The organism is Allobosea sp. P4_H5 (genome assembly GCF_056400825.1).
The window spans coordinates 296451-314007 of sequence record NZ_JBFUKM010000003.1 but is presented as its reverse complement, the minus strand read 5'-3'; the positions used below and the strand labels follow the sequence as shown (position 1 = coordinate 314007).

Genomic DNA, 17557 nt, shown 5'->3' with positions numbered 1-17557 from the left:
ATCCGCACAAACCGAACTGGGGCCGCCTTGCCGCAAGCCACCTTCCTGAACCGGCAGGCTCTGCACCTGCATCCCGATCCCGCTCGGGTGGTGGTGCGTCGCTTTGGGCCCTCGCCCGATCCGCGCGACATGAACCCGACCGACAAGCTGCGTGCGAACCACATCGTCGCGCGCGTGGTGGGCCTGGACCAGGAGGCGGCGGCAAGCCAGCTCGCCGAGGTGCTGGAGAACTTCAACGGCCGGCACCGGAATCTGCTGGAGCGTTTCGAGGCGCGTGCCGACGAGATGGAGGAGGTGTTCACCACGCACCGCGAGTTCAGCAGGGCGCAACGCCAGCTGCTCGGATCCTATTTCCTGCATGAGTATTCGTTTGAGGCGGCGGCGCTCTTCAACCCGAGCATCGTCTCGCACCCCGACCAGTCCGGAGCTCCACCGGGCGGGCGGCGCTTCGTCCTCAGCCTTCGCGCGGTCGGCGAGGGCCATATCTCGTCCCTGACCTTCCGCTCCGGCACGATCTCCGCTGACGGCAGCCTGAGCGTCGATCCGACCTCGCGCCTCGCGACGATCGCGACCTTCCGCAATCGCATGGTGCGCCTCGACGGCGACGACGTCGAAGTGGCGTTCTCCCCGGACGGCGACATCAGCGAGCGGGTGATCTTTCCGATCACGGCTTCGCAGTCGAACGGGATCGAGGATGCGCGCTTCGTCGAGTTCGACGAGGGTGGGCACAGCGTGTTCCGCGCGACCTACACGGCCTACAACGGCAGGGGGATACGCTCCGAGCTGATCGAGACCACCGACTTCCTGTCGTTCCGGATGTCGCCGCTGCAAGGCAGCGCCGCCGTGAACAAGGGCATGGCGCTGTTCCCGCGCAAGATCGCCGGCCGCTACGCCATGATCGCGAGGCAGGACAACGAGAACCTCTATCTCGTCTATTCGGACGACCTGATGAACTGGGACGGCGGCGTCGCGATCCTGAAGCCGCAATACCCCTGGGAGTTCATCCAGATCGGGACTTGCGGCTCGCCGATCGAGCTCGACGAAGGCTGGCTCTTGTTCACCCATGGCGTCGGGCCGGTGCGGCGCTATGCGATCGGCGCCGTCCTGCTCGACAAGCAGGATCCGTCGAAGGTGCTTGCGCGTTCGCGCGAGCCCCTGGTCCGGCCGGAGCCGTCCGAGCGCGAGGGCTATGTTCCCAACGTCGTCTACACCTGTGGTGCGATGCGCCATGGGGGGCAGATCGTCCTGCCCTATGCGGTCTCCGACACCTACTGCAATTTCGCGACGATCAGGATCGGGGCGCTGCTGCAGGCTCTGAGCCCGGTCGCCGCCGACGAGACGCATGATCTGCGGCAAAGCGCCCTCCCTGAGAAAGAGCACGAACATGACCCAAGATAAGCCCACGACCCACCGCTCGATCGCACCGGGAGACGTGGTCCGGCTGTCCTTCGGCTTCGCCGATCAGTCCGGTGCCGGAGACTACGAGATCGTGCGGATCATGCCGACGCGGGCGAGCGGCGAGCGCGAATACCGCGTTCGCGGCGCCGACGGCCATGAACGAGCGATCGGCCATGACCAGATTGTTTCGGACAGCCCCGGATCGGTGCGCAGCCGCGTCGGGTGACGCTTGCTCGAGGCTCGTCTCCTACCCCAAGCCTACCCACTCCGGAGAAGACACTTGGCAGAGAACTCGAAATCCCGCGTGACCGCAGATGCTGCGTTCCTGAGAACGCAAACCCAGTCGTTGTCGCGCAATCGCGTGCTGTCCGAAACGGAGACGATCACTCAGGCGCGCGACGCCAACACGGCGCGCTTGAGAGAATTGCGGCTGCAGAAGGAGGCGGCCGACCGAGCCGCTGCAGCGTCGGCGCCACCACTGCCCAAGCGTAAACAGCCGGTTTGACGGGCCCTATCACCGTTTCCGGGTTACTCCGCGATAAGACCTCTGCCCCGACTGGTTGAAACCCGCCCCTTGAGCCCTCGGATCGGGGGGCCGACGAACGGAGATCGCTTGGACATCGACGTGACGCGGAAGCCGGACGGAACTGCCTGGCTGCTGACCGACCTGCTCGGTCGAGCAATGGGATATGTCGAGGACAGGGCGGAGGGCGAATTCATGATCTACCCTGCGGGCCAGGCGATCGCGACGATGCAGGCCATGCGGCGAGGCCCCTTCGGGTCGCTCGATGCCGCGCTGGCCGAGATCGAGCGCTTTACCCGGGGAACCTGCCGGCGCGTTGTCGATGATGCGCGGCCCGATTCCGATGACTGAGCAAGACTGCCCAGCGGCGCGCAGGCGCTGGCTAGGCCGAAAATGCCTTGGATCGCTTCGCGAGCCTTTTGATCGGGGTGTCGTCCGGCAGCTCGATCAGCTTCGCCTTGCGCGACGCCTTGGCCTGGTCGGAGATCGGCAGTTCCGAAAGCGCCTCATCGATATGCCGGCCTGCCAACGAACGCGCAGCCCGCTGCTGCCGCTTCCTGACGACATTGCGCGGGGCATCCACCGGAAGCGACAGCTCCATGTCGTGGTCAGCGATCGGCGGGCTCCCTGTCTGGGGGACTGGATCGGGACGAATCGATGGATCCTTGCGGGGATTGGTCATGACGAACGAACCGTCGCCGCGGCACTTTTGTTCCGGTTTGCAGCGAACTTGCTCGGAAATGAGGCCGTCATGTCCCGGCCGCGCGCGGTGAGGCGATGATGCCCGCGCCATGGTGGCAGGGCGGCGTGATTTACCAGATCTACCCGCGCTCGTTCCAGGACAGCAAAGGCGATGGAATCGGTGACCTCCAGGGTATCACGCGGCGGCTGGGCTATCTTGCCGAGCTCGGCGTCAATGCGATCTGGATTTCGCCGATCTATCCCTCGCCGATGGCCGATTTCGGCTACGACGTCTCCGATTACTGCGACGTCGATCCTCGCTTCGGCACCCTCGCCGATTTCGACGACTTACTCGTGCAGGCCCATGCACGCGGGCTCAAGCTCCTGCTCGATTTCGTGCCGAACCATACCTCCGACCGACATCCCTGGTTTGCCGAGAGCCGCTCCTCGCGCAGCAATCCGAAACGGGACTGGTATCTCTGGCGCGACCCTGCCGCAGGAGGCGGGCCGCCCAACAACTGGATCAGCGATTTCGGCGGGCCTGCCTGGGAATGGGACGAGGCCAGCGGCCAGTACTACTACCATGCCTTCCTGAAGGAGCAGCCGGACCTCAACTGGCGCAATCCGGCGGTGCGGGCGGCGATGCACGAGGTGCTGCGCTTCTGGTTCGACCGCGGCGTCGACGGCTTTCGCATCGATGTGCTCTGGCACCTGATCAAGGCGGCCGACTTCCCCGACAATCCGCCGAACCCGGCCTATCGGCCTGCGCTGGACGAGAAGGACCAGTTGATCCAGCTGCATTCGACCGACCAGCCCGAGATCCATGGCATCGCGGCAGACATGCGCGCGCTCGCGGACGGGTATGGCACGGTGGAGCAAGGCGAACGTGTGCTGGTCGGCGAGATCTACCTGCCGGTCGACCGGCTCATGCGCTATTACGGCGAGGACCGGGCCGGCGTGCACCTGCCCTTCAATTTCCAGCTCATCGAGGCGCCCTGGCAGGCGCAATCGCTGGCTGCGCTCATCGCCGCTTACGAGGCGGCGCTGCCCCCCGGCGGTTGGCCGAACTGGGTGCTCGGCAATCATGACCGACCGCGCGTTGCGACCAGATTGGGAGAAAGCCAGGCCCGGGTCGCAGCGATGCTGTTGCTGACCCTGCGCGGCACGCCCACCCTCTATTATGGCGACGAGCTCGGCCTGAGCGATGCGCCGATCCCGCCCGATCAGGTCCAGGATCCGCGCGAGTTGCGCCAGCCGGGCAAGGGCCTCGGGCGCGATCCGGTCCGCACGCCGATGCCGTGGGACGACAGTGCGCATGCCAGCTTCAGCACCACTGAACCCTGGCTGCCGCTCAACGCCGACTGGCCAGCCCGGAACGTGGAGCGCCAATCAGCCGATCCGGGCTCGATGCTGGCGCTGCATCGCCGATTGCTCGCAGCCCGACGCGCCCATCCTGCACTGGCCATCGGTGATTTCGCGCTACTGGATGCCGAGGGCGATATACTCGCCTATGAGCGTCGGCATGGTGCAGAGCGGCTGATCGTGGCGCTCAATCTCGGGGCGCGGCCGCAACGCTTGGCCTTGCCGAAATGGGCGCATGGTTGCCGCCCCCTCCTGTCCACGCTCGCCGATCTGACGCCTGTGCGGGACGACGCTTTGCTCCTGCGGCCGAACGAGGGCGTGATCCTGACGCTCGCCGACTGATCACAAGGAGGGACGAACGCTTGCGCATCGCCATGCTGGCGCCGATCTCCTGGCGCACCCCGCCGCGCCATTACGGCCCCTGGGAGCTGGTGACGAGCCTGCTGACCGAGGCGCTGGTGGCGCGCGGCGTCGACGTCACCCTGTTCGCCACCCGGGACAGCCGGACGGCAGGCACCTTGGCCGGCATCTGCCCGGCGCCGTACTCCGAAGACCCAACGATCGACGCCAAGGTCTGGGAGCTGCTGCACGTCGCCCATGTCTTCGAGCGCGCCGGCGAATTCGATCTCATCCACAACCAGGCCGATTTCGTGCCGCTCGCCTTCTCGCGCCTGGTCGACACGCCGGTGGTGACGACGATCCATGGCTTCTCCTCGGAACGCATCCTGCCGGCCTTCAAGGCCTATGAGGACCGGGTCCATTATGTCGCGATCAGCGCCGCCGACCGGCACCCCGATCTGCGCTATGCGGCGACGATCCATCACGGCATCCGGCTCGAGGATTTCCCGTTCGATCCAACCGGGAGCGACGACCTGCTCTTCTTCGGGCGCATCCACCCCGACAAGGGCACGGCCGAGGCGATCGCCGCGGCGCGCGCAGCCGGCCGGCGGCTGGTCATGGCCGGCATCGTCCAGGACCGCGGCTACTACGACGCGCAAGTCGCGCCCGCGCTCGCCAGCGCGAGCGTGGCCTATCTCGGTCCCGTCGGCGGCAGCGCCCGCACGCATGCGCTCGGCTCGGCGAAGGCGTTGTTGCACCTGATCAACTTCGAGGAGCCGTTTGGATTGTCGGTCATCGAGGCGCTGGCCTGCGGCACGCCCGTCATCGCCTCCCGGCGCGGCTCGATGCCTGAGCTGATCGAGCACGGCGTGACCGGCTTCCTGGTCGATAGCACTGAGGAGGCTGTAGCTGCGATCGCGCGTCTCTCCGAGATCGACCGCACCGCCTGCCGTGCAGCGGTCGCAGCGCGCTTCACCGTCGACCAAATGGCCGATCGTTATCTCGAGCTCTATCGGTCCATCCTCGGATGAGCCACATGCGCTCCCGGCGGACGGAAGGCACGCGGGTCCCAAGGGAGAGCCAAGAAGAAACAACGTGCGCTTTCCTCAGCCCTGGCCTAGGCTGCAACCCTGCTTCGACATGACTTGCCTGGATTCGCCCCCAGGTAGCCGCGGCAGCTGCTAGCCGGCCGCGCTGCACCGAGCACTTGCTCGCTTCTCCTGAGTGACATCAGCGCCTGCAATCTCGCATGCGCATTTCGATGGCGACTGCCTGCGAGGCACCCAGCTCCAGCCGATACGAACCCGAGAGATCGCGACCCGTGATCTCCGAGCAAGGACAAGAACGGCATGTCAAAAGGCGAACGACGCGGCAACCGCGAGGCCAAGAAGCCGAAGCAGGAAAAACCGAAGCTAGCAGCACTTGCTCCCGCCAGCCTTGCCGCTGCAGTCGCGAAGGCTCCGGCTTCAAAAAGGAAATAGCGTTTCGTGCTTTTCGGCAGCGGCCCCAGAGGGCTAGGCGCACGCTGCGAGCTTCGACCAACCGACAGGACAGTGATGATCCGTTTCAGGACGATCGAGCCGAAGCCGGCCGCGAACACCAATAAGCCAGTCATTGCCCCGCAAACGGCAGCCGCGCCGAGCAAACCGGCGCCGGCTGACGATGATCGAAAGATCGAAAGGCAACGGCCATGGGACCCGGAGAAACCCGCTGGTCCGTCGTCGGCAGAAAAGCCTGAGCACGATTAGAAGTCGGCAGCAGTCAATCGATGGTAGCTCTGGCGCTTGCGGGAATAGGCTGCCCCGGCAGCCTTCTGGATGGTAGCGAGATGGCCATCATACGCTCGCAGCATCGACGCTTCACCCGGACCGGCTGACGAGTCGATGCTGCGCAACGCTGCGAGCTCGACCTCGAATGCGATCTCCAGGGCCGAATCGGAGCCCCAGAAGCACACGCAATCCCGCGCGGTGTCATATCGTCGGATTGGATTGGGGAAGTGGAGGCTCATCGGATCATCCTCCAGGGTTGACCAGGTTCAGGCGTGCCGTGGGTGCGCTGGGGTCGTTGCCGCGCGACACCGAGAAGGTGCGTCGCGCGACAAGGCGCAGGTGGGTCGCAATCCCGCGCGACGAACGACCATCTCAGGTTTTCGGAATGCCCAGGGCTGCCGCACAGGCCTTGGCCACGTCTGAATCGGGCGAGGAACTCCCCGGCATTGTCGCCCATCCACCTTTCGCGATGAAATCACCCTGCTGCCAGGAGCTGATCTTCTTGAACTCGAGTTGCTCGGTCGCATTGGCCTGCTGCTGGAACTTCGCCACGCAGATCGGCGAGAGAGCCGCCACAAGAGCGGTGCTCGAACGTGTTCTGGCTTCTCTCTCCGCCGTGCTGTGCGTCACCCACCCGCCCCAGGTGAAACCAATGATCGCAAGGGCAATAGCCCCGCCGACGGCGCCCCAGGCGGCCGGCTTCAGTTCTGCTGGAATTTTCATGATGTCGGACTTTCCGAACCGGAAGAAAATCTCCCGTCGAAGATCATATCACGTTTTGAGAATGACTGATCATCATTTGATTCGATTCAATCATTTCTTCGACAGCGCATTTAGATGAAGCATCCGAATAGTCGACGCACCCTGTTTTCTTCGATGATGGCGACGTGTCGATCCGGCATACGGGTCTCTGCGGCTTGCAGCGGGCAATCGCCGGGTACAGATGCCGATCAATGGAACAGAGCTGCCCTTCACAAGTTGGGCTGAGATCGGGCGGTCATAGGGGCGTCCGCAATGCGCCGCAGGCGGCGCCCTTAAAGTGCAATCCACATGACAGATTATACCGCCCGTGGCGTCGCCGACGGCACGACTGCACGCGCGTCCTCCGCTGTGTCCTGGAGCGCTGTACTGGGAGGTGCCGTCGTCAGCGCGTCGATCTCCTTGATGCTCCTCGCCGCGGGTGCCGGGCTTGGCTTCACCTCCGTTTCGCCCTGGTCGAACGCAGGCGTCGCCGCCACGACATTCGGCATCGCTGCCCTGATCTGGCTAGCGCTGGCTCACCTGGTTGCGGCCGGTGCCGGCGGCTATCTCGCCGGACGGCTGCGCACCAAGCGCGTTGGTCTCCACACCGACGAGGTCGCGTTCCGCGATACGGCGCACGGCTTCATGACCTGGGCCGTCAGCGCGATTGTCACCGCACTGCTGCTGGCCTCGACCGCGTCTGCGATCATTGGAGGCACAGCCCGGCTCGGCGCCGCGGCGGCGTCAGGGGTCGCATCGTCCGTCTCCGGCATGGCTAGCCAGGCGGCTGGCCGCGTCGATCTGCCGAATCTGGATCCCTCCGCGTACCTGACGGATTCCCTGTTCCGCACCGAACGCCCGGCTCCGTCTCCGACAGACGCCGGCCCGGCCCGCGCTGAAGTCGGCCGGATCGTCACGATGAGCATCCGCAACGGCGACATGGCGCCGGCCGACAAGGCCTATGTCGCGAGCGTGATTTCGGCTCAGACCGGAATCAGCCAGCCCGACGCCGAAAAACGCATCAACGACGCCATAGCCAAGACGAAGGAAGTCGCCGCCAAGGCCGAGCAGACCGCTCGCGAGACGGCGGACGTTGCTCGAAAGGGGGCTGCCTCCTTCGCCCTGGCGACCTTCATCGCGATGCTGATCGGCGCGATGGCTTCGAGCTATGGCGCCACTGTCGGCGGCCGTGCCCGCGACAAGGTCGAGGCCTGATCACCACGCCTAGCCCCTGAAACCTGGAGAGACCAACATGGCCACGACTGCACCCAAAGCCCTCGACGACATGTTTCATGACATGCTCAAGGACGTCTATTACGCCGAGAAGCAGATCCTGAAGGCGCTGCCCAAGATGGCGAAGGCGGCCAAATCCCCGGACCTGAAAAAGGCCTTCGAGACCCATCGCACCGAGACCGAGAACCATGTCGAGCGCCTGAGCGACGTGTTCGAAGCCATCGGCAAGGCGCCCCGCGGCAAGACCTGCGACGCCATCCTCGGCATCCTCGAGGAAGGCAGGGCCGTGATGGAGGACTATGCCGACAGCCCCGCTTTGGATGCCGGCCTCGTCGCCTCCGCACAGGCGGTGGAGCACTACGAGATGACTCGCTACGGCACGCTCAAATCCTGGGCCAAGCAGCTCGGCCACAAGGAGGCGGTGGCATTGCTGGATGCGACCCTCGCCGAGGAAACCAGGACCGACAAGCTGCTGACGCAGCTCGGCGAGCCGGCCAATTCGGCGGCTGTCGCCAAAGCGGCCTGATCCGCAGGGATATCAAGAAAGGCTCGCCGAGCATTGTTCGGCGAGCCTTTCCTTGGCGGTTGTCACATTGTTTGCAGGCGCGCTTGCTATCGACGTCGTTCCGTTATGGATTCGAGCCACATGGCACGACTGGGAAAGGGCCTGAATTGCACCAGCCGACGCAGGGGCGCTTCCACTTCGATCGCGCCGAGCTTTGGGCCGATGGTCTGATCCATGGGCTCGGAATCGTGCTGGGAGTCGGCGCGGTCGCATACCTGATCGCGCGCGTTGTCGCAGCTTCGATGCCTGGCCTGATCCCGGTTGCGATCTACAGCTGCGCGCTGATCGCCGTCCTCGTCATCTCCGCCATCTACAACATGTTGCCGGTTTCGCCGGTGAAGTGGCTGATGCGGCGCTTCGACCATTCGGCGATCTACGTCCTGATCGCGGGAACCTATACGCCTTTCCTGGCGCGAATGGGCGAGAGCGTGGCGGCGCATGTCCTCCTGGCCGTCGTCTGGATCGCATCGGCTGTCGGAGTCGTGCTCAAGGTCGCCTTACCCGGCCGATATGATCGGCTGTCGATTGCGCTCTATCTCCTCATGGGCTGGAGCGGCGTCTTTGCCTGGGAGAGCATCGCGCAGCTTCCGAGCATCGCCTTGTGGCTGATCGTGACGGGCGGTCTTCTCTACACGCTGGGCGTGGTCTTTCACGTCTGGCAGACCCTTCCATTCCAGAACGCCATCTGGCACGCCTTCGTGCTCGTCGCCTCCGGCTGTTTCTACGGGGCCGTCTTTCAGGCTTATGCGATTGCTCCATCGAGCTGAGGGGGCTTGCGGCCTTTCAGGAAAAAGCGGCTGGCAGGTTCTCGTTCGCAGCCCTGGGAGCTGGGAGGCGCGCTGCCGATAGGAACTGGCGGCTCCGGGGGACCGTATTCCTCTACCGTATTCCTCTACGGCACGCGCGTGACACGATGGCCACGAAAGCTCCGATTTTTGATTTGATCTCAATGCGATGTGCTACTGTTAGTCTCAGCTCCTCAGGCTGACGCAGGCAGGAGATGGAAATGGCGCATCACTATGACGTCGGCGATCAGGTCAGCCTGGCTTTCGGCTTTCACGACCAGAATGCCGTCGGGCTCTATACGGTCACGCGCCGCTTGCCCTCCCTTGTCGACGGCGAGCCCCAGTATCGCGTGAAGGGTCTCGACGATCGGGAACGGGTCATCGGTGAAGCGCAGATCAATGGTTCAGCCGGACAACGCAATGCGGATCGGCCTGCCCGGCCACGCCGCCAGAACAACCCGATAACCGAGATGTTCAATCCCTTGGGCATCGAAAAGAAATAGACACGCAAATTTCTTGAAGGCCGTGCTCTCATTCAGGCCGATGCAGAAGCTTCTCTTTCATCAAGCTGTTTCTGGCTCCATCTGAATCCCCGGACATGCTGTCCCATGGAAGGGCTCGCGATAATGCCGGTGCCATCTCAGCAGCGGATTGCGCTTTTCGGCGATCAGCCAATCATGCTTGCCGGTCTTAACGCACTTGTCGGCGCAGTCCCCGGTGCGACCGTCATTGGCGTGCCATTGACGATGTTCGACGCGGTCGAATTCATTCGCTCGCAGAGCCCCGAAGTAGCTATCATCTGCATCGGTACGCTGAGGCCGGCCGGACTTGCCTTCGTAAGACGCATCATGGGCGTATCACCGCTCATTTTGATCTTGCTCGTATGTGACGATCGCGATGTGAGATCGATCAAGGCGGCATTCCATCTGGGCATCGCAGGCTATTTGTTGAATGGCGCTTCGAGCGACCGGCTGCTGCAAGCGCTGGCGGCTGTTCGAGGTGGCGGGCTGTACCTCGATGGAGGCCTGGAAGTCTCACTGTCCGTAGGAAGCATGTTGAGTCGCCCAGGTGACGTTGGCGATGATCTGAGCGAACGCGAAATGCAGGTTCTCCGGCTCGTCGTCTCGAGCAATTCGAACAAGAGCATCGCACACCAGACCGGCCTGAGCGTCAGGTCAGTCGAAACCTACCGCTTCCGCGCCTGCAGGAAACTAGGTTTGTCTTCACGAGGAGACATCATGCGGTATGGCTCGGATCGTGGGTGGACTCTTTGATTGACGTCCTGGGGGCCTTGGTCGCTGGGCGCACTCCGAGGCTGATGCCATGTGCCGCAGCGGCTGCCGACGGGTGCGCCGCTCGTCGTCGTTCTCCATGGCTGTACGCAGACGGCTGCCGGTTATGACAATGGCTCGGGCTGGTCTCAGCTCGCGGGCTGACATGGCTTCACCCCACATTGTCCCGAGCAACAGCGCGCGAACGATCCGAACTTCTGTTTCAACTGGGAATGCAGATGTATCCCATCGGTCGCAGACGCCTGTGTTGAACACGCTCAAGATATTGGAATCGGGGGATAAATCACTTGCCAAGGTTGGGGCGATGGTTCGAATCCCTCGCCCGCTCCAGGCAATCTCAGAACTTGAGAAGCATGCAAGCGTCGGATCTTCCGGCGTTTTTTGCTTTTCTGGTCCCGCCTGATCACAACATCGCTGCCGTCATCCGTTCGCCCAGTCAGGCCAGAGCGAGCTTCGATGAATTGCCGCGAACTTTGAAAGCCTCTTTCAAAGCCCAGTTCCTGAAACCCTGCACGCGCGGATCGTCGAAACGGTTTTCGTGGATCAGGAGGTAATATTCGCCGGCGCTGTCGAGCACGCTGGCCAGCGGAACCGTCAAGCCACGCATGCCCTCCTCATGCGCCAGGATGATGTCCGGCACCAGGGCGATGCCACGGCCCTGGCGCGCCGCATCGAGCGACATGAAGAAATGCCCGAACTGCAGCGTCTGCTCGATCTCGATCGCCGCGCGCACGCCATGAGCCTTGAGCCAGTCGGGCCAGGCATGGCGGCGCGTCGAGGTATGGATCAGCGGCCAGCGCGCCAGATCGGCCGGAGTGACGTCTATCGCACCAATCAGACCCGGTGAGCAGACCGGCACCAGCCGATCGGGAAAGAGTTCGTCGGCATGGACCCCGTCCCAGCGCGTCAGCATAGATAGCTCGATGCGCGGCTGGTTGCGCTCATAGTGCCGTCCCGGCAGGCGGCCGACGCGGATCGCGACATCGGCCTCATGGGCGAGCAGATCCGCCGGCTCGATCGACGAGACGACACGCAGCTCGATCTCCGGGTGCAGGCTGGTGAAGAGATGCAGCCGCGGCATCAGCCAGACCGAGGCGATCGTCGGCAGCACCGAGACCGTCAACGTCGCCCGGTCTTTGCGCCGGCTAAAGCGGCCGGCGGCGCGCTCGAGTTCATCGAGCATGCTCTCGACGCTCCGGAAGAACTGCTCGCCCTCGGCGGTGAGCTCGATCCTGCGGGTGAAGCGGCGGAACAGCTCCTGCCCGAGATGAAGCTCGAGCTCCTTGACCTGCCGGCTGACGGCGCCCTGGGTCAGGTTCAGCTCCTCGGCCGCCTTGGTGAAAGACAGATGGCGCGCGGCAGCGTCGAAACCGCGCAGCGCATTCAATGGCGGCAGACGCCTCTTTCGCATGCATCACCCCTCGCATGCATGAGAGTAGATCATGCATGCGCACCGAACAATTCGTTTGTGACGACCGGGCGTCAGCCTCATCGTCTCGTCAACACCGGACGTGCCCACGGGCATGGCACCGGTGAATGGGGAACTGCCGATGACGATCGAGCCAGCGATCGCGCTCGCCATGCGCGACATCGCCAAGCGCTATGGCGCGACCTGCGCACTGCGCAGCGCCGACCTGACCTTGCAGGCTGGCCGCGTCCACGCCTTGCTCGGCGAGAACGGGGCCGGCAAGTCGACGCTGGTGAAGATCATCGTCGGGGCGGTGAAGCCGGACAGCGGCAGCATCTCCCTCGCCGGGAAGCCGGTCGCCTTCCGCTCGGTGGCCGAGGCGATCACTGCCGGCATCGTGCCGATCTACCAGCATCTCAGCCTGTTTCCCGAGCTCTCCGTCCTCGACAACCTATCCGCCTTCCAGCTCGCCGCCGGCCAGGCCGGCCTCAGCCGCAAGGCGCTGGTGCCGCGCGATGAGGCGGGGGCCTGGCTCACCCGCGTCGGGCTCGATCTCGATCTCGATCGCCCGGTCTCCTCGCTCTCGCTCGGCGAGCGCCAGTTGCTCGAGATCGCCCGCGGCGTCGGCCGCAATTGCCGCATCCTTGTCCTCGACGAGCCCACCGCAGCGCTGAACGGCGCCGAGGCCGACCGGCTCTTCGCCGTGGTCCGCGATCTCTGCACCCAAGGCGCCGCCGTGCTCTTCATCTCGCACAAGTTCGACGAGATCGAACGCCTTGCCGACGAGGTCACCGTACTGCGCGACGGCGCCACCGTGATCGATGCCGCGCCGATCGGCCGGCACGACCGCGCCACGCTGGTCAAGGCGATGCTGGGCATGCAGGTCGAGCACGAGCATCGTTCCGGCAGCGCCCGGGCGGAGCCGATCCTGACTGCAACCAATGTGCGCATGGCGACTGGCCATCGCTTCGACCTTACAGTACGCGCCGGCGAGATCGTCGGCCTCGCCGGACTGGTCGGCTCGGGGGCGCTCGCAATCGCCGCCGCCATGGCCGGCGCCGCTCCCGGCATCGGCGAGATCGCCGTCGGCGCGCACAGCTTTGCACTCGGCGATCGGCGCGAGGCCGTCCGCCTCGGCGTCGCCTATGTCCCGGCCGATCGCCATGCCGAGGGGCTGTTTCCACCGGTCAGCGCGATCGGCAACGCCTCGGCCAGCGCCCTCTCGCGCTTCTCCACTCGCGGCCTTCTCGGCAAGGCACGCGAGCGCAATGCGATCGAGCCACTACTGCGCCGCCTCCACCTCCATCCGGCCCGGCCGGACGCCGAGGCCGCGAGCTTCAGCGGCGGCAACCAGCAGAAGCTGCTGATCGCGCGCTGCCTCGCCTTGCCGAACCTGCGGGCTCTGGTCCTGCTCGAACCGACACGCGGGGTCGACGTCGCCGCGCGCGCCATGATCCATCGCGCCGTCATCGAGATGGCTCGCAGCGGCGTCGCCGTCCTGGTCGCGTCGAGCGATCTCGACGAGCTGACGGCGCTCTGCGACCGCTACCTCGTGGTCCGAGACGGCATGATCGCGGAGGAACTGCCCGGCGCCGCCTCGACCGAGGCGATCATGGCCGCGCTCGCCGGAAAGGCCGCGGCATGAGCAGCTTTCCAATCGGCGACCGGGGCCCGTCCAGCATGCCTGCCATCCTGCGCCCGCCGGCCATCCTCGTCGTCACGGGATTGCTCTTCGGACTGGCTGCCCTGGCGGTGCCGCGCTTCGGCACGCTCGGCAATATCGAGAACGTGCTGCGCATCGCTGCCATCCTCGGCATCGTCGCCTGCGGCCAGGCCATCGTCGTCATCCTCGCCGGCATCGAGTTCTCGTTCGGTGCCTCGGCGGCTCTGGCGAGCGTCGTCATCGTCATGGCCCTACCGGCGACCGGCGTCATCAGTGCCTTCCTCCTCGGCGGCCTGCTGATCCTGGGCGTCGGCATGGTCAACGGCCTGCTCGTCGCCCGCTTTTCCGTACCGCCGGTGATCGCGACATTGGGCATGCTGATGATCGCGTCGGGCCTTGCCGCCTGGCTCGCCGGTGGCCTGCCGATCGACGCGCCGCCCTCGGACGCCTTCTCCTTCCCCGCCCGCGGCCGCATCCTCGGCATCCCCGTGCCGATCCTCTGCGCCGCCGTCGCCTTCGCCGCGCTGCATCTGCTGCTCGCGAAGACCCGGCTCGGGCGCGGCTGGTATCTGGTCGGCGCCAATGCGACGGCCGCCAGGCTCGCCGGCCTCTCCGTGCCCCGCCTCGTCTTCTCCGGCTATGCCGTGGCCGGCCTGTTCTGCGCGCTCGGCGCCGTGATCCTGACCAGCCGCGTCGCCTCGGGCCAGCCCATGCTCGCGCCGAACCTGCCCTTCGAGACCATCGCCGCCTGCGCCGTCGGCGGGCTGCCGCTCGGCGGCGGGCGAGGCAATGTCCTGCAGGTCGCCTGCGGCGTGCTGATCGTCGCCATGCTCAACAACATCGTGGTGCTGCTGAACCTGCCGACCGCTTACCAACTGATCCTGCTCGGCACGCTCGTCGTCGCTGCCGTGCTGCTCCAGCGCGACTGGGCCTTCCTCGGCAACGCAATTCGCGTCGTGACCGGCGGGAGGCGCGGATGAGCCCGGCCATCGCCCCTCGCCTGCTGGTCGCACCTGCCGGCATCCTCGGCGCCAGCCTCGTCTTCGCCGCGATCGCGCCCGGCTTCCTCTCGCTCGGCAATGCCGCCAGCATCGCCGGCCAGGCTTGGGTCCTCGTCCTGCTAGCGACCGGCCAGATGTTCGCTCTCGCCGCCCGCGGCTTCGACATCTCGGTCGGCGCGATCGCGGCGCTGGCCGGAACGCTCGCCGCAATGGCCGCCAACAGCTTCGGGCTGATGGGCCTGCTGGTCGCCCCCCTCGTCGGCCTCGCCTGCGGAACGCTGAACGGCTGGCTGATCGGCCGGCTCGCCTTGCAGCCGATCGTCGCGACGCTCGGCTCGCTGGTCGTGTTGAAAGGGCTCGCTTTGCTGGTCAGCGATGACGGCCAGGCCGTGCCGTTCACCGAGTCCCGTCATGCCACCAGCCTCGCCTTCGACCCCGTTCTCGGCCTGCCGCCGCTCGCCTGGCTCGCCCTTGCCTGTGTCCTCGGTGCCCAGTTCCTCCTGAGCCACGCCACGCTCGGCAAGCGCATCCTGATGCTCGGCGCCAATCCCGAAGCCGTCGGCCTGGTCGGCGCCGATGCCGGCGCCCTTCAGATCCGCGCCTACCAGCTCTGCGGTCTCTTCGCCGGGCTCGCCGGAGCGCTGATGACGGCCCGGGCCGGCGCCGGCCTGCCAACCGAAGGCGCCGGCATGGAATTGCAGGCGATCGCCGCAGCGATCATTGGCGGGACTGCCTTGTCGGGTGGCGTCGCCAACGCCATCGCGGTCGCGGCCGGCGCCTTCTTCGTCCAGGTCGTGCTGACCGGGCTCAACCTCACCGGGGTCTCGCCCTTCCTGGCGCAGGTCACCGTCGGCCTCGTCATCCTCGGCTCCGGCCTGATGGACACCGCCCTCCGCTCGCTTCTTTCCCGCAACCGCCAGCCCAAGGACGTATCGCCATGACCTTCCTGTCCCGCCGCAGCCTCCTGCTCGCCTCGATCGCTGCCGCCGCACTGGCGCAGCCGGCCCTCGCCCAGGAGAAGACGATCGGCATCGCCGTGCCGAACCTCGCCTCCTCCTTCTGGATCTCGGCCGTCTACGGCATGGAGAGCGAGGCGAAGGCGGGCGGCGCCAAGGTACTGAAGCTCAATGCCGGCGGCGACGCCAACGCCTCGCAGCAGATCGCCCAGGTACAGGATCTGATCCAGCGCAAGGTCTCCGCGATCGTGATCGGCGCCACCAATGGCGATGCGGTGAAGCCGATCGTCGAGCGGGCGATCGAGGCCGGCATCCCGGTCATCGGCATCTCCTCGCCGCCGAACACGCCGAAGCTTGCCTCGCTGGTCAGCGCCGACCATGCCGACATGGGCAAGCTCCAGGCCGAATGCCTCGCCAAGGCGGTCGGCGGCAAGGGCACGATCGCGATGATGGCGGGCCCCGCCGGCCAGGCCTGGTCGGATCTGCGCGCCAAGGGCTTCCGCGAGGCGCTGGCCAAGGCGGCGCCCGACGTCAAGATCGTCGCGGAATCGCGCCTCGCCGACAACCGCAACGCCGCGCTCGGCACCGCCGAGGACTGGACGCAGCGCTTCCCCGACCTCGCCGGCATCTACGCCGCGACCGATGACATGGCGGCCGGCGTCGTCTCGGCTTTCAAGTCGGCGAGCAAGCCGGTGAAGGTCTCGGCCTCGAACTTCAGCCCGACCGCCCAGCAGATGCTGAAGGATGGCGACATCGCCTGTACCTCGATCCAGCAGGTCGTCGCCCAGGGCAAGGCCGCAATGGCGCAGGCGCTGAAGGCGGCCGCCAAGCAGCCGGTCGAGGCCCGCGTCGTGCTGCCGGCGCTGCTGGTGACGCGCGACAACGTCGCGACCGTCGACCTCTCCTCGGTCGTCGCCCCGGCCGATTACCGCCCCTGACGGACGCACGCTCATGCTGCCCAGCCCCGGACGCTTCCCCTACTCGCCCATCGTCGACCGGCCGGACTTCACCTGGCCGGGCGGCAAGCGACTCGCCGTCTATGTCGCGCTCTGCGTCGAGCATTTTTCCTATGGCTCGGGGCTCGGCCTGCCCTATTCACCAGGGCTCCAGCACCCCAACACCTACAACTGGGCCTGGCGCGAATACGGCAACCGCGTCGGCGGCTGGCGGCTGATCGAGCTCTTCGACGAGTACCGCCTGCCGCTCTCGGTGCTGCTCAACACCGAATGCTACGCGCACTGCCCGGAGCTGGTCGCGGCCCATCGCCGCCGCGGCGACGAGATCGTCGCCCATGGCCGCACCAATTCCGAGCATCAGAACGGCATGGAGGTCGAGGCCGAGCGGCGGCTGATCGCCGAGGCGACGCAGGCGATCGCAAGCCATGAAGGTGCTGCGCCCGCCGGCTGGATGAGCCCCGGCGCCCATCCCAGCGCCAACACCGAGGACCTGCTCGCCGAGGCCGGCTACGGCTACACCATGGACTGGCCGATGGACGACCAGCCGGTCTGGCTCAAGACCAAGGGTGGCCTCCTCCTGGCGATGCCCTATCCGCACGAGGTCAACGACGTGCCGATGGTCGTGCTGCATGACGGCACCGCCCAGGCCTTCGCCGACATGGCGATCGACAATCTCGACGAGATGCTCGTCCAGTCCGAGCAGCAGGCGCTGGTCTACGGCATGACGATCCACACCTTCATCGTCGGCCAGCCCTTCCGCATCCGGCAATTCCGCCGGGTGCTCGACCATCTCAACACACACCAGGACCGCATCTGGTTCACCACGGCCGGCGCCTGCGCGCGCCACTATGCCAGCCTGTTCCCGGCTCCATCGGCCGGCTGACG

Annotated in this window: 20 protein-coding genes and 1 pseudogene; 17 read left to right on the top strand and 4 right to left on the bottom strand. The window is 65.9% G+C overall.

The window, feature by feature from the left end; genetic code table 11:
* Positions 1-27: 27 nt before the first annotated feature.
* The 4 genes from AC1DS0_RS08045 (at position 28) to AC1DS0_RS08030 (ending at position 2272) form a co-directional block, all read left to right on the top strand.
* The gene (locus AC1DS0_RS08045; protein WP_476813849.1) at positions 28-1398 is read left to right on the top strand and encodes a glycoside hydrolase family 130 protein; all 1371 of its coding nucleotides are present in this window, start codon (positions 28-30) and stop codon (positions 1396-1398) included.
* On the top strand, positions 1385-1624 hold the full coding sequence (locus tag AC1DS0_RS08040) for a hypothetical protein (RefSeq protein ID WP_476813848.1): 240 nt from the start codon (positions 1385-1387) through the stop codon (positions 1622-1624). Before AC1DS0_RS08045 ends, AC1DS0_RS08040 begins: the two co-directional genes overlap by 14 nt.
* A gap of 54 nt (positions 1625-1678) precedes the next feature.
* Complete coding sequence (locus AC1DS0_RS08035) at positions 1679-1903, top strand: hypothetical protein (protein WP_476813847.1); 225 nt, start codon at positions 1679-1681, stop codon at positions 1901-1903.
* Between the two features lie 108 nt (positions 1904-2011).
* Positions 2012-2272, top strand: coding sequence for a hypothetical protein (locus AC1DS0_RS08030; protein WP_476813846.1), 261 nt, complete (start codon positions 2012-2014; stop codon positions 2270-2272).
* A 31-nt stretch (positions 2273-2303) separates the two neighbouring features.
* On the opposite strand, the gene AC1DS0_RS08025 is transcribed toward AC1DS0_RS08030, so the two are convergent.
* Positions 2304-2603 carry a hypothetical protein gene (locus tag AC1DS0_RS08025; protein ID WP_476813845.1) on the bottom strand — a complete coding sequence of 100 codons (300 nt, stop codon included), beginning with the start codon at positions 2601-2603 and terminating at the stop codon, positions 2304-2306.
* Between the two features lie 95 nt (positions 2604-2698).
* On the opposite strand from AC1DS0_RS08025, the gene AC1DS0_RS08020 reads away from it, so the two are divergent.
* Both AC1DS0_RS08020 and AC1DS0_RS08015 read left to right on the top strand, forming a co-directional pair.
* Positions 2699-4306: an alpha-amylase family glycosyl hydrolase gene (locus tag AC1DS0_RS08020; protein ID WP_476813844.1), complete on the top strand. Its 1608-nt coding sequence runs from the start codon at positions 2699-2701 to the stop codon at positions 4304-4306.
* A 20-nt stretch (positions 4307-4326) separates the two neighbouring features.
* The gene (locus tag AC1DS0_RS08015; protein ID WP_476813843.1) at positions 4327-5334 is read left to right on the top strand and encodes a glycosyltransferase family 4 protein; all 1008 of its coding nucleotides are present in this window, start codon (positions 4327-4329) and stop codon (positions 5332-5334) included.
* Between the two features lie 713 nt (positions 5335-6047).
* On the opposite strand, the gene AC1DS0_RS08010 is transcribed toward AC1DS0_RS08015, so the two are convergent.
* Positions 6048-6311: a DUF1488 family protein gene (locus tag AC1DS0_RS08010; RefSeq protein ID WP_476813842.1), complete on the bottom strand. Its 264-nt coding sequence runs from the start codon at positions 6309-6311 to the stop codon at positions 6048-6050.
* A 133-nt stretch (positions 6312-6444) separates the two neighbouring features.
* Entirely contained in the window at positions 6445-6795 is a 351-nt protein-coding gene (locus AC1DS0_RS08005; RefSeq protein WP_476813841.1) for a hypothetical protein, read from the bottom strand.
* A gap of 327 nt (positions 6796-7122) precedes the next feature.
* Here AC1DS0_RS08005 and AC1DS0_RS08000 point away from each other — a divergent pair, with 327 nt between their 5' ends.
* From AC1DS0_RS08000 to AC1DS0_RS07975, 6 genes and pseudogenes are all read left to right on the top strand, one after another.
* Complete coding sequence (locus AC1DS0_RS08000; RefSeq protein WP_476813840.1) at positions 7123-8028, top strand: hypothetical protein; 906 nt, start codon at positions 7123-7125, stop codon at positions 8026-8028.
* Positions 8029-8065: 37 nt separating this feature from the next.
* A complete protein-coding gene (locus AC1DS0_RS07995; protein WP_476813839.1) occupies positions 8066-8572 on the top strand; it encodes a YciE/YciF ferroxidase family protein in 507 nt (168 codons plus the stop codon).
* A gap of 71 nt (positions 8573-8643) precedes the next feature.
* Positions 8644-9378, top strand: coding sequence for a PAQR family membrane homeostasis protein TrhA (trhA, locus tag AC1DS0_RS07990; RefSeq protein ID WP_476813838.1), 735 nt, complete (start codon positions 8644-8646; stop codon positions 9376-9378).
* 239 nt (positions 9379-9617) lie between these two features.
* Positions 9618-9899 carry a hypothetical protein gene (locus AC1DS0_RS07985; protein WP_476813837.1) on the top strand — a complete coding sequence of 94 codons (282 nt, stop codon included), beginning with the start codon at positions 9618-9620 and terminating at the stop codon, positions 9897-9899.
* A gap of 105 nt (positions 9900-10004) precedes the next feature.
* Positions 10005-10670 carry a response regulator transcription factor gene (locus AC1DS0_RS07980; protein WP_476813836.1) on the top strand — a complete coding sequence of 222 codons (666 nt, stop codon included), beginning with the start codon at positions 10005-10007 and terminating at the stop codon, positions 10668-10670.
* Between the two features lie 78 nt (positions 10671-10748).
* A pseudogene (locus tag AC1DS0_RS07975) lies at positions 10749-10898 on the top strand (PHB depolymerase family esterase); the annotation flags it as partial.
* Between the two features lie 226 nt (positions 10899-11124).
* Here AC1DS0_RS07975 and AC1DS0_RS07970 read toward each other — a convergent pair.
* On the bottom strand, positions 11125-12099 hold the full coding sequence (locus tag AC1DS0_RS07970; RefSeq protein WP_476813835.1) for a LysR substrate-binding domain-containing protein: 975 nt from the start codon (positions 12097-12099) through the stop codon (positions 11125-11127).
* 139 nt (positions 12100-12238) lie between these two features.
* Here AC1DS0_RS07970 and AC1DS0_RS07965 point away from each other — a divergent pair, with 139 nt between their 5' ends.
* The 5 genes from AC1DS0_RS07965 to AC1DS0_RS07945 are packed head-to-tail and all read left to right on the top strand — an operon-like array spanning position 12239 to position 17555.
* Positions 12239-13741, top strand: a complete 1503-nt coding sequence (locus AC1DS0_RS07965; RefSeq protein ID WP_476813834.1) for a sugar ABC transporter ATP-binding protein — start codon at positions 12239-12241, stop codon at positions 13739-13741.
* Positions 13738-14739, top strand: a complete 1002-nt coding sequence (locus AC1DS0_RS07960; protein ID WP_476813833.1) for an ABC transporter permease — start codon at positions 13738-13740, stop codon at positions 14737-14739. The genes AC1DS0_RS07965 and AC1DS0_RS07960 overlap by 4 nt, the downstream gene beginning before the upstream one ends.
* A complete protein-coding gene (locus tag AC1DS0_RS07955; protein WP_476813832.1) occupies positions 14736-15701 on the top strand; it encodes an ABC transporter permease in 966 nt (321 codons plus the stop codon). Before AC1DS0_RS07960 ends, AC1DS0_RS07955 begins: the two co-directional genes overlap by 4 nt.
* A complete protein-coding gene (locus AC1DS0_RS07950; RefSeq protein ID WP_476813831.1) occupies positions 15698-16654 on the top strand; it encodes a TMAO reductase system protein TorT in 957 nt (318 codons plus the stop codon). The genes AC1DS0_RS07955 and AC1DS0_RS07950 overlap by 4 nt, the downstream gene beginning before the upstream one ends.
* A 13-nt stretch (positions 16655-16667) precedes the next feature.
* Positions 16668-17555, top strand: coding sequence for a polysaccharide deacetylase family protein (locus AC1DS0_RS07945; RefSeq protein ID WP_476813830.1), 888 nt, complete (start codon positions 16668-16670; stop codon positions 17553-17555).
* The last annotated feature ends 2 nt before the right edge of the window (positions 17556-17557 follow it).

What these genes read in the sequence shown, in the direction of transcription:
- AC1DS0_RS08040 (WP_476813848.1), top strand. Translation starts at nt 1,385, where the DNA reads ATGACCCAAGATAAGCCCACGACCCACCGCTCGATCGCACCGGGAGAC.
- AC1DS0_RS08025 (WP_476813845.1), bottom strand. Translation starts at nt 2,603, where the DNA reads ATGACCAATCCCCGCAAGGATCCATCGATTCGTCCCGATCCAGTCCCC.
- AC1DS0_RS08020 (WP_476813844.1), top strand. Translation starts at nt 2,699, where the DNA reads ATGATGCCCGCGCCATGGTGGCAGGGCGGCGTGATTTACCAGATCTAC.
- AC1DS0_RS08010 (WP_476813842.1), bottom strand. Translation starts at nt 6,311, where the DNA reads ATGAGCCTCCACTTCCCCAATCCAATCCGACGATATGACACCGCGCGG.
- AC1DS0_RS08005 (WP_476813841.1), bottom strand. Translation starts at nt 6,795, where the DNA reads ATGAAAATTCCAGCAGAACTGAAGCCGGCCGCCTGGGGCGCCGTCGGC.
- AC1DS0_RS08000 (WP_476813840.1), top strand. Translation starts at nt 7,123, where the DNA reads ATGACAGATTATACCGCCCGTGGCGTCGCCGACGGCACGACTGCACGC.
- AC1DS0_RS07995 (WP_476813839.1), top strand. Translation starts at nt 8,066, where the DNA reads ATGGCCACGACTGCACCCAAAGCCCTCGACGACATGTTTCATGACATG.
- AC1DS0_RS07985 (WP_476813837.1), top strand. Translation starts at nt 9,618, where the DNA reads ATGGCGCATCACTATGACGTCGGCGATCAGGTCAGCCTGGCTTTCGGC.
- AC1DS0_RS07980 (WP_476813836.1), top strand. Translation starts at nt 10,005, where the DNA reads ATGGAAGGGCTCGCGATAATGCCGGTGCCATCTCAGCAGCGGATTGCG.
- AC1DS0_RS07970 (WP_476813835.1), bottom strand. Translation starts at nt 12,099, where the DNA reads ATGCGAAAGAGGCGTCTGCCGCCATTGAATGCGCTGCGCGGTTTCGAC.
- AC1DS0_RS07965 (WP_476813834.1), top strand. Translation starts at nt 12,239, where the DNA reads ATGACGATCGAGCCAGCGATCGCGCTCGCCATGCGCGACATCGCCAAG.
- AC1DS0_RS07960 (WP_476813833.1), top strand. Translation starts at nt 13,738, where the DNA reads ATGAGCAGCTTTCCAATCGGCGACCGGGGCCCGTCCAGCATGCCTGCC.
- AC1DS0_RS07955 (WP_476813832.1), top strand. Translation starts at nt 14,736, where the DNA reads ATGAGCCCGGCCATCGCCCCTCGCCTGCTGGTCGCACCTGCCGGCATC.
- AC1DS0_RS07950 (WP_476813831.1), top strand. Translation starts at nt 15,698, where the DNA reads ATGACCTTCCTGTCCCGCCGCAGCCTCCTGCTCGCCTCGATCGCTGCC.
- AC1DS0_RS07945 (WP_476813830.1), top strand. Translation starts at nt 16,668, where the DNA reads ATGCTGCCCAGCCCCGGACGCTTCCCCTACTCGCCCATCGTCGACCGG.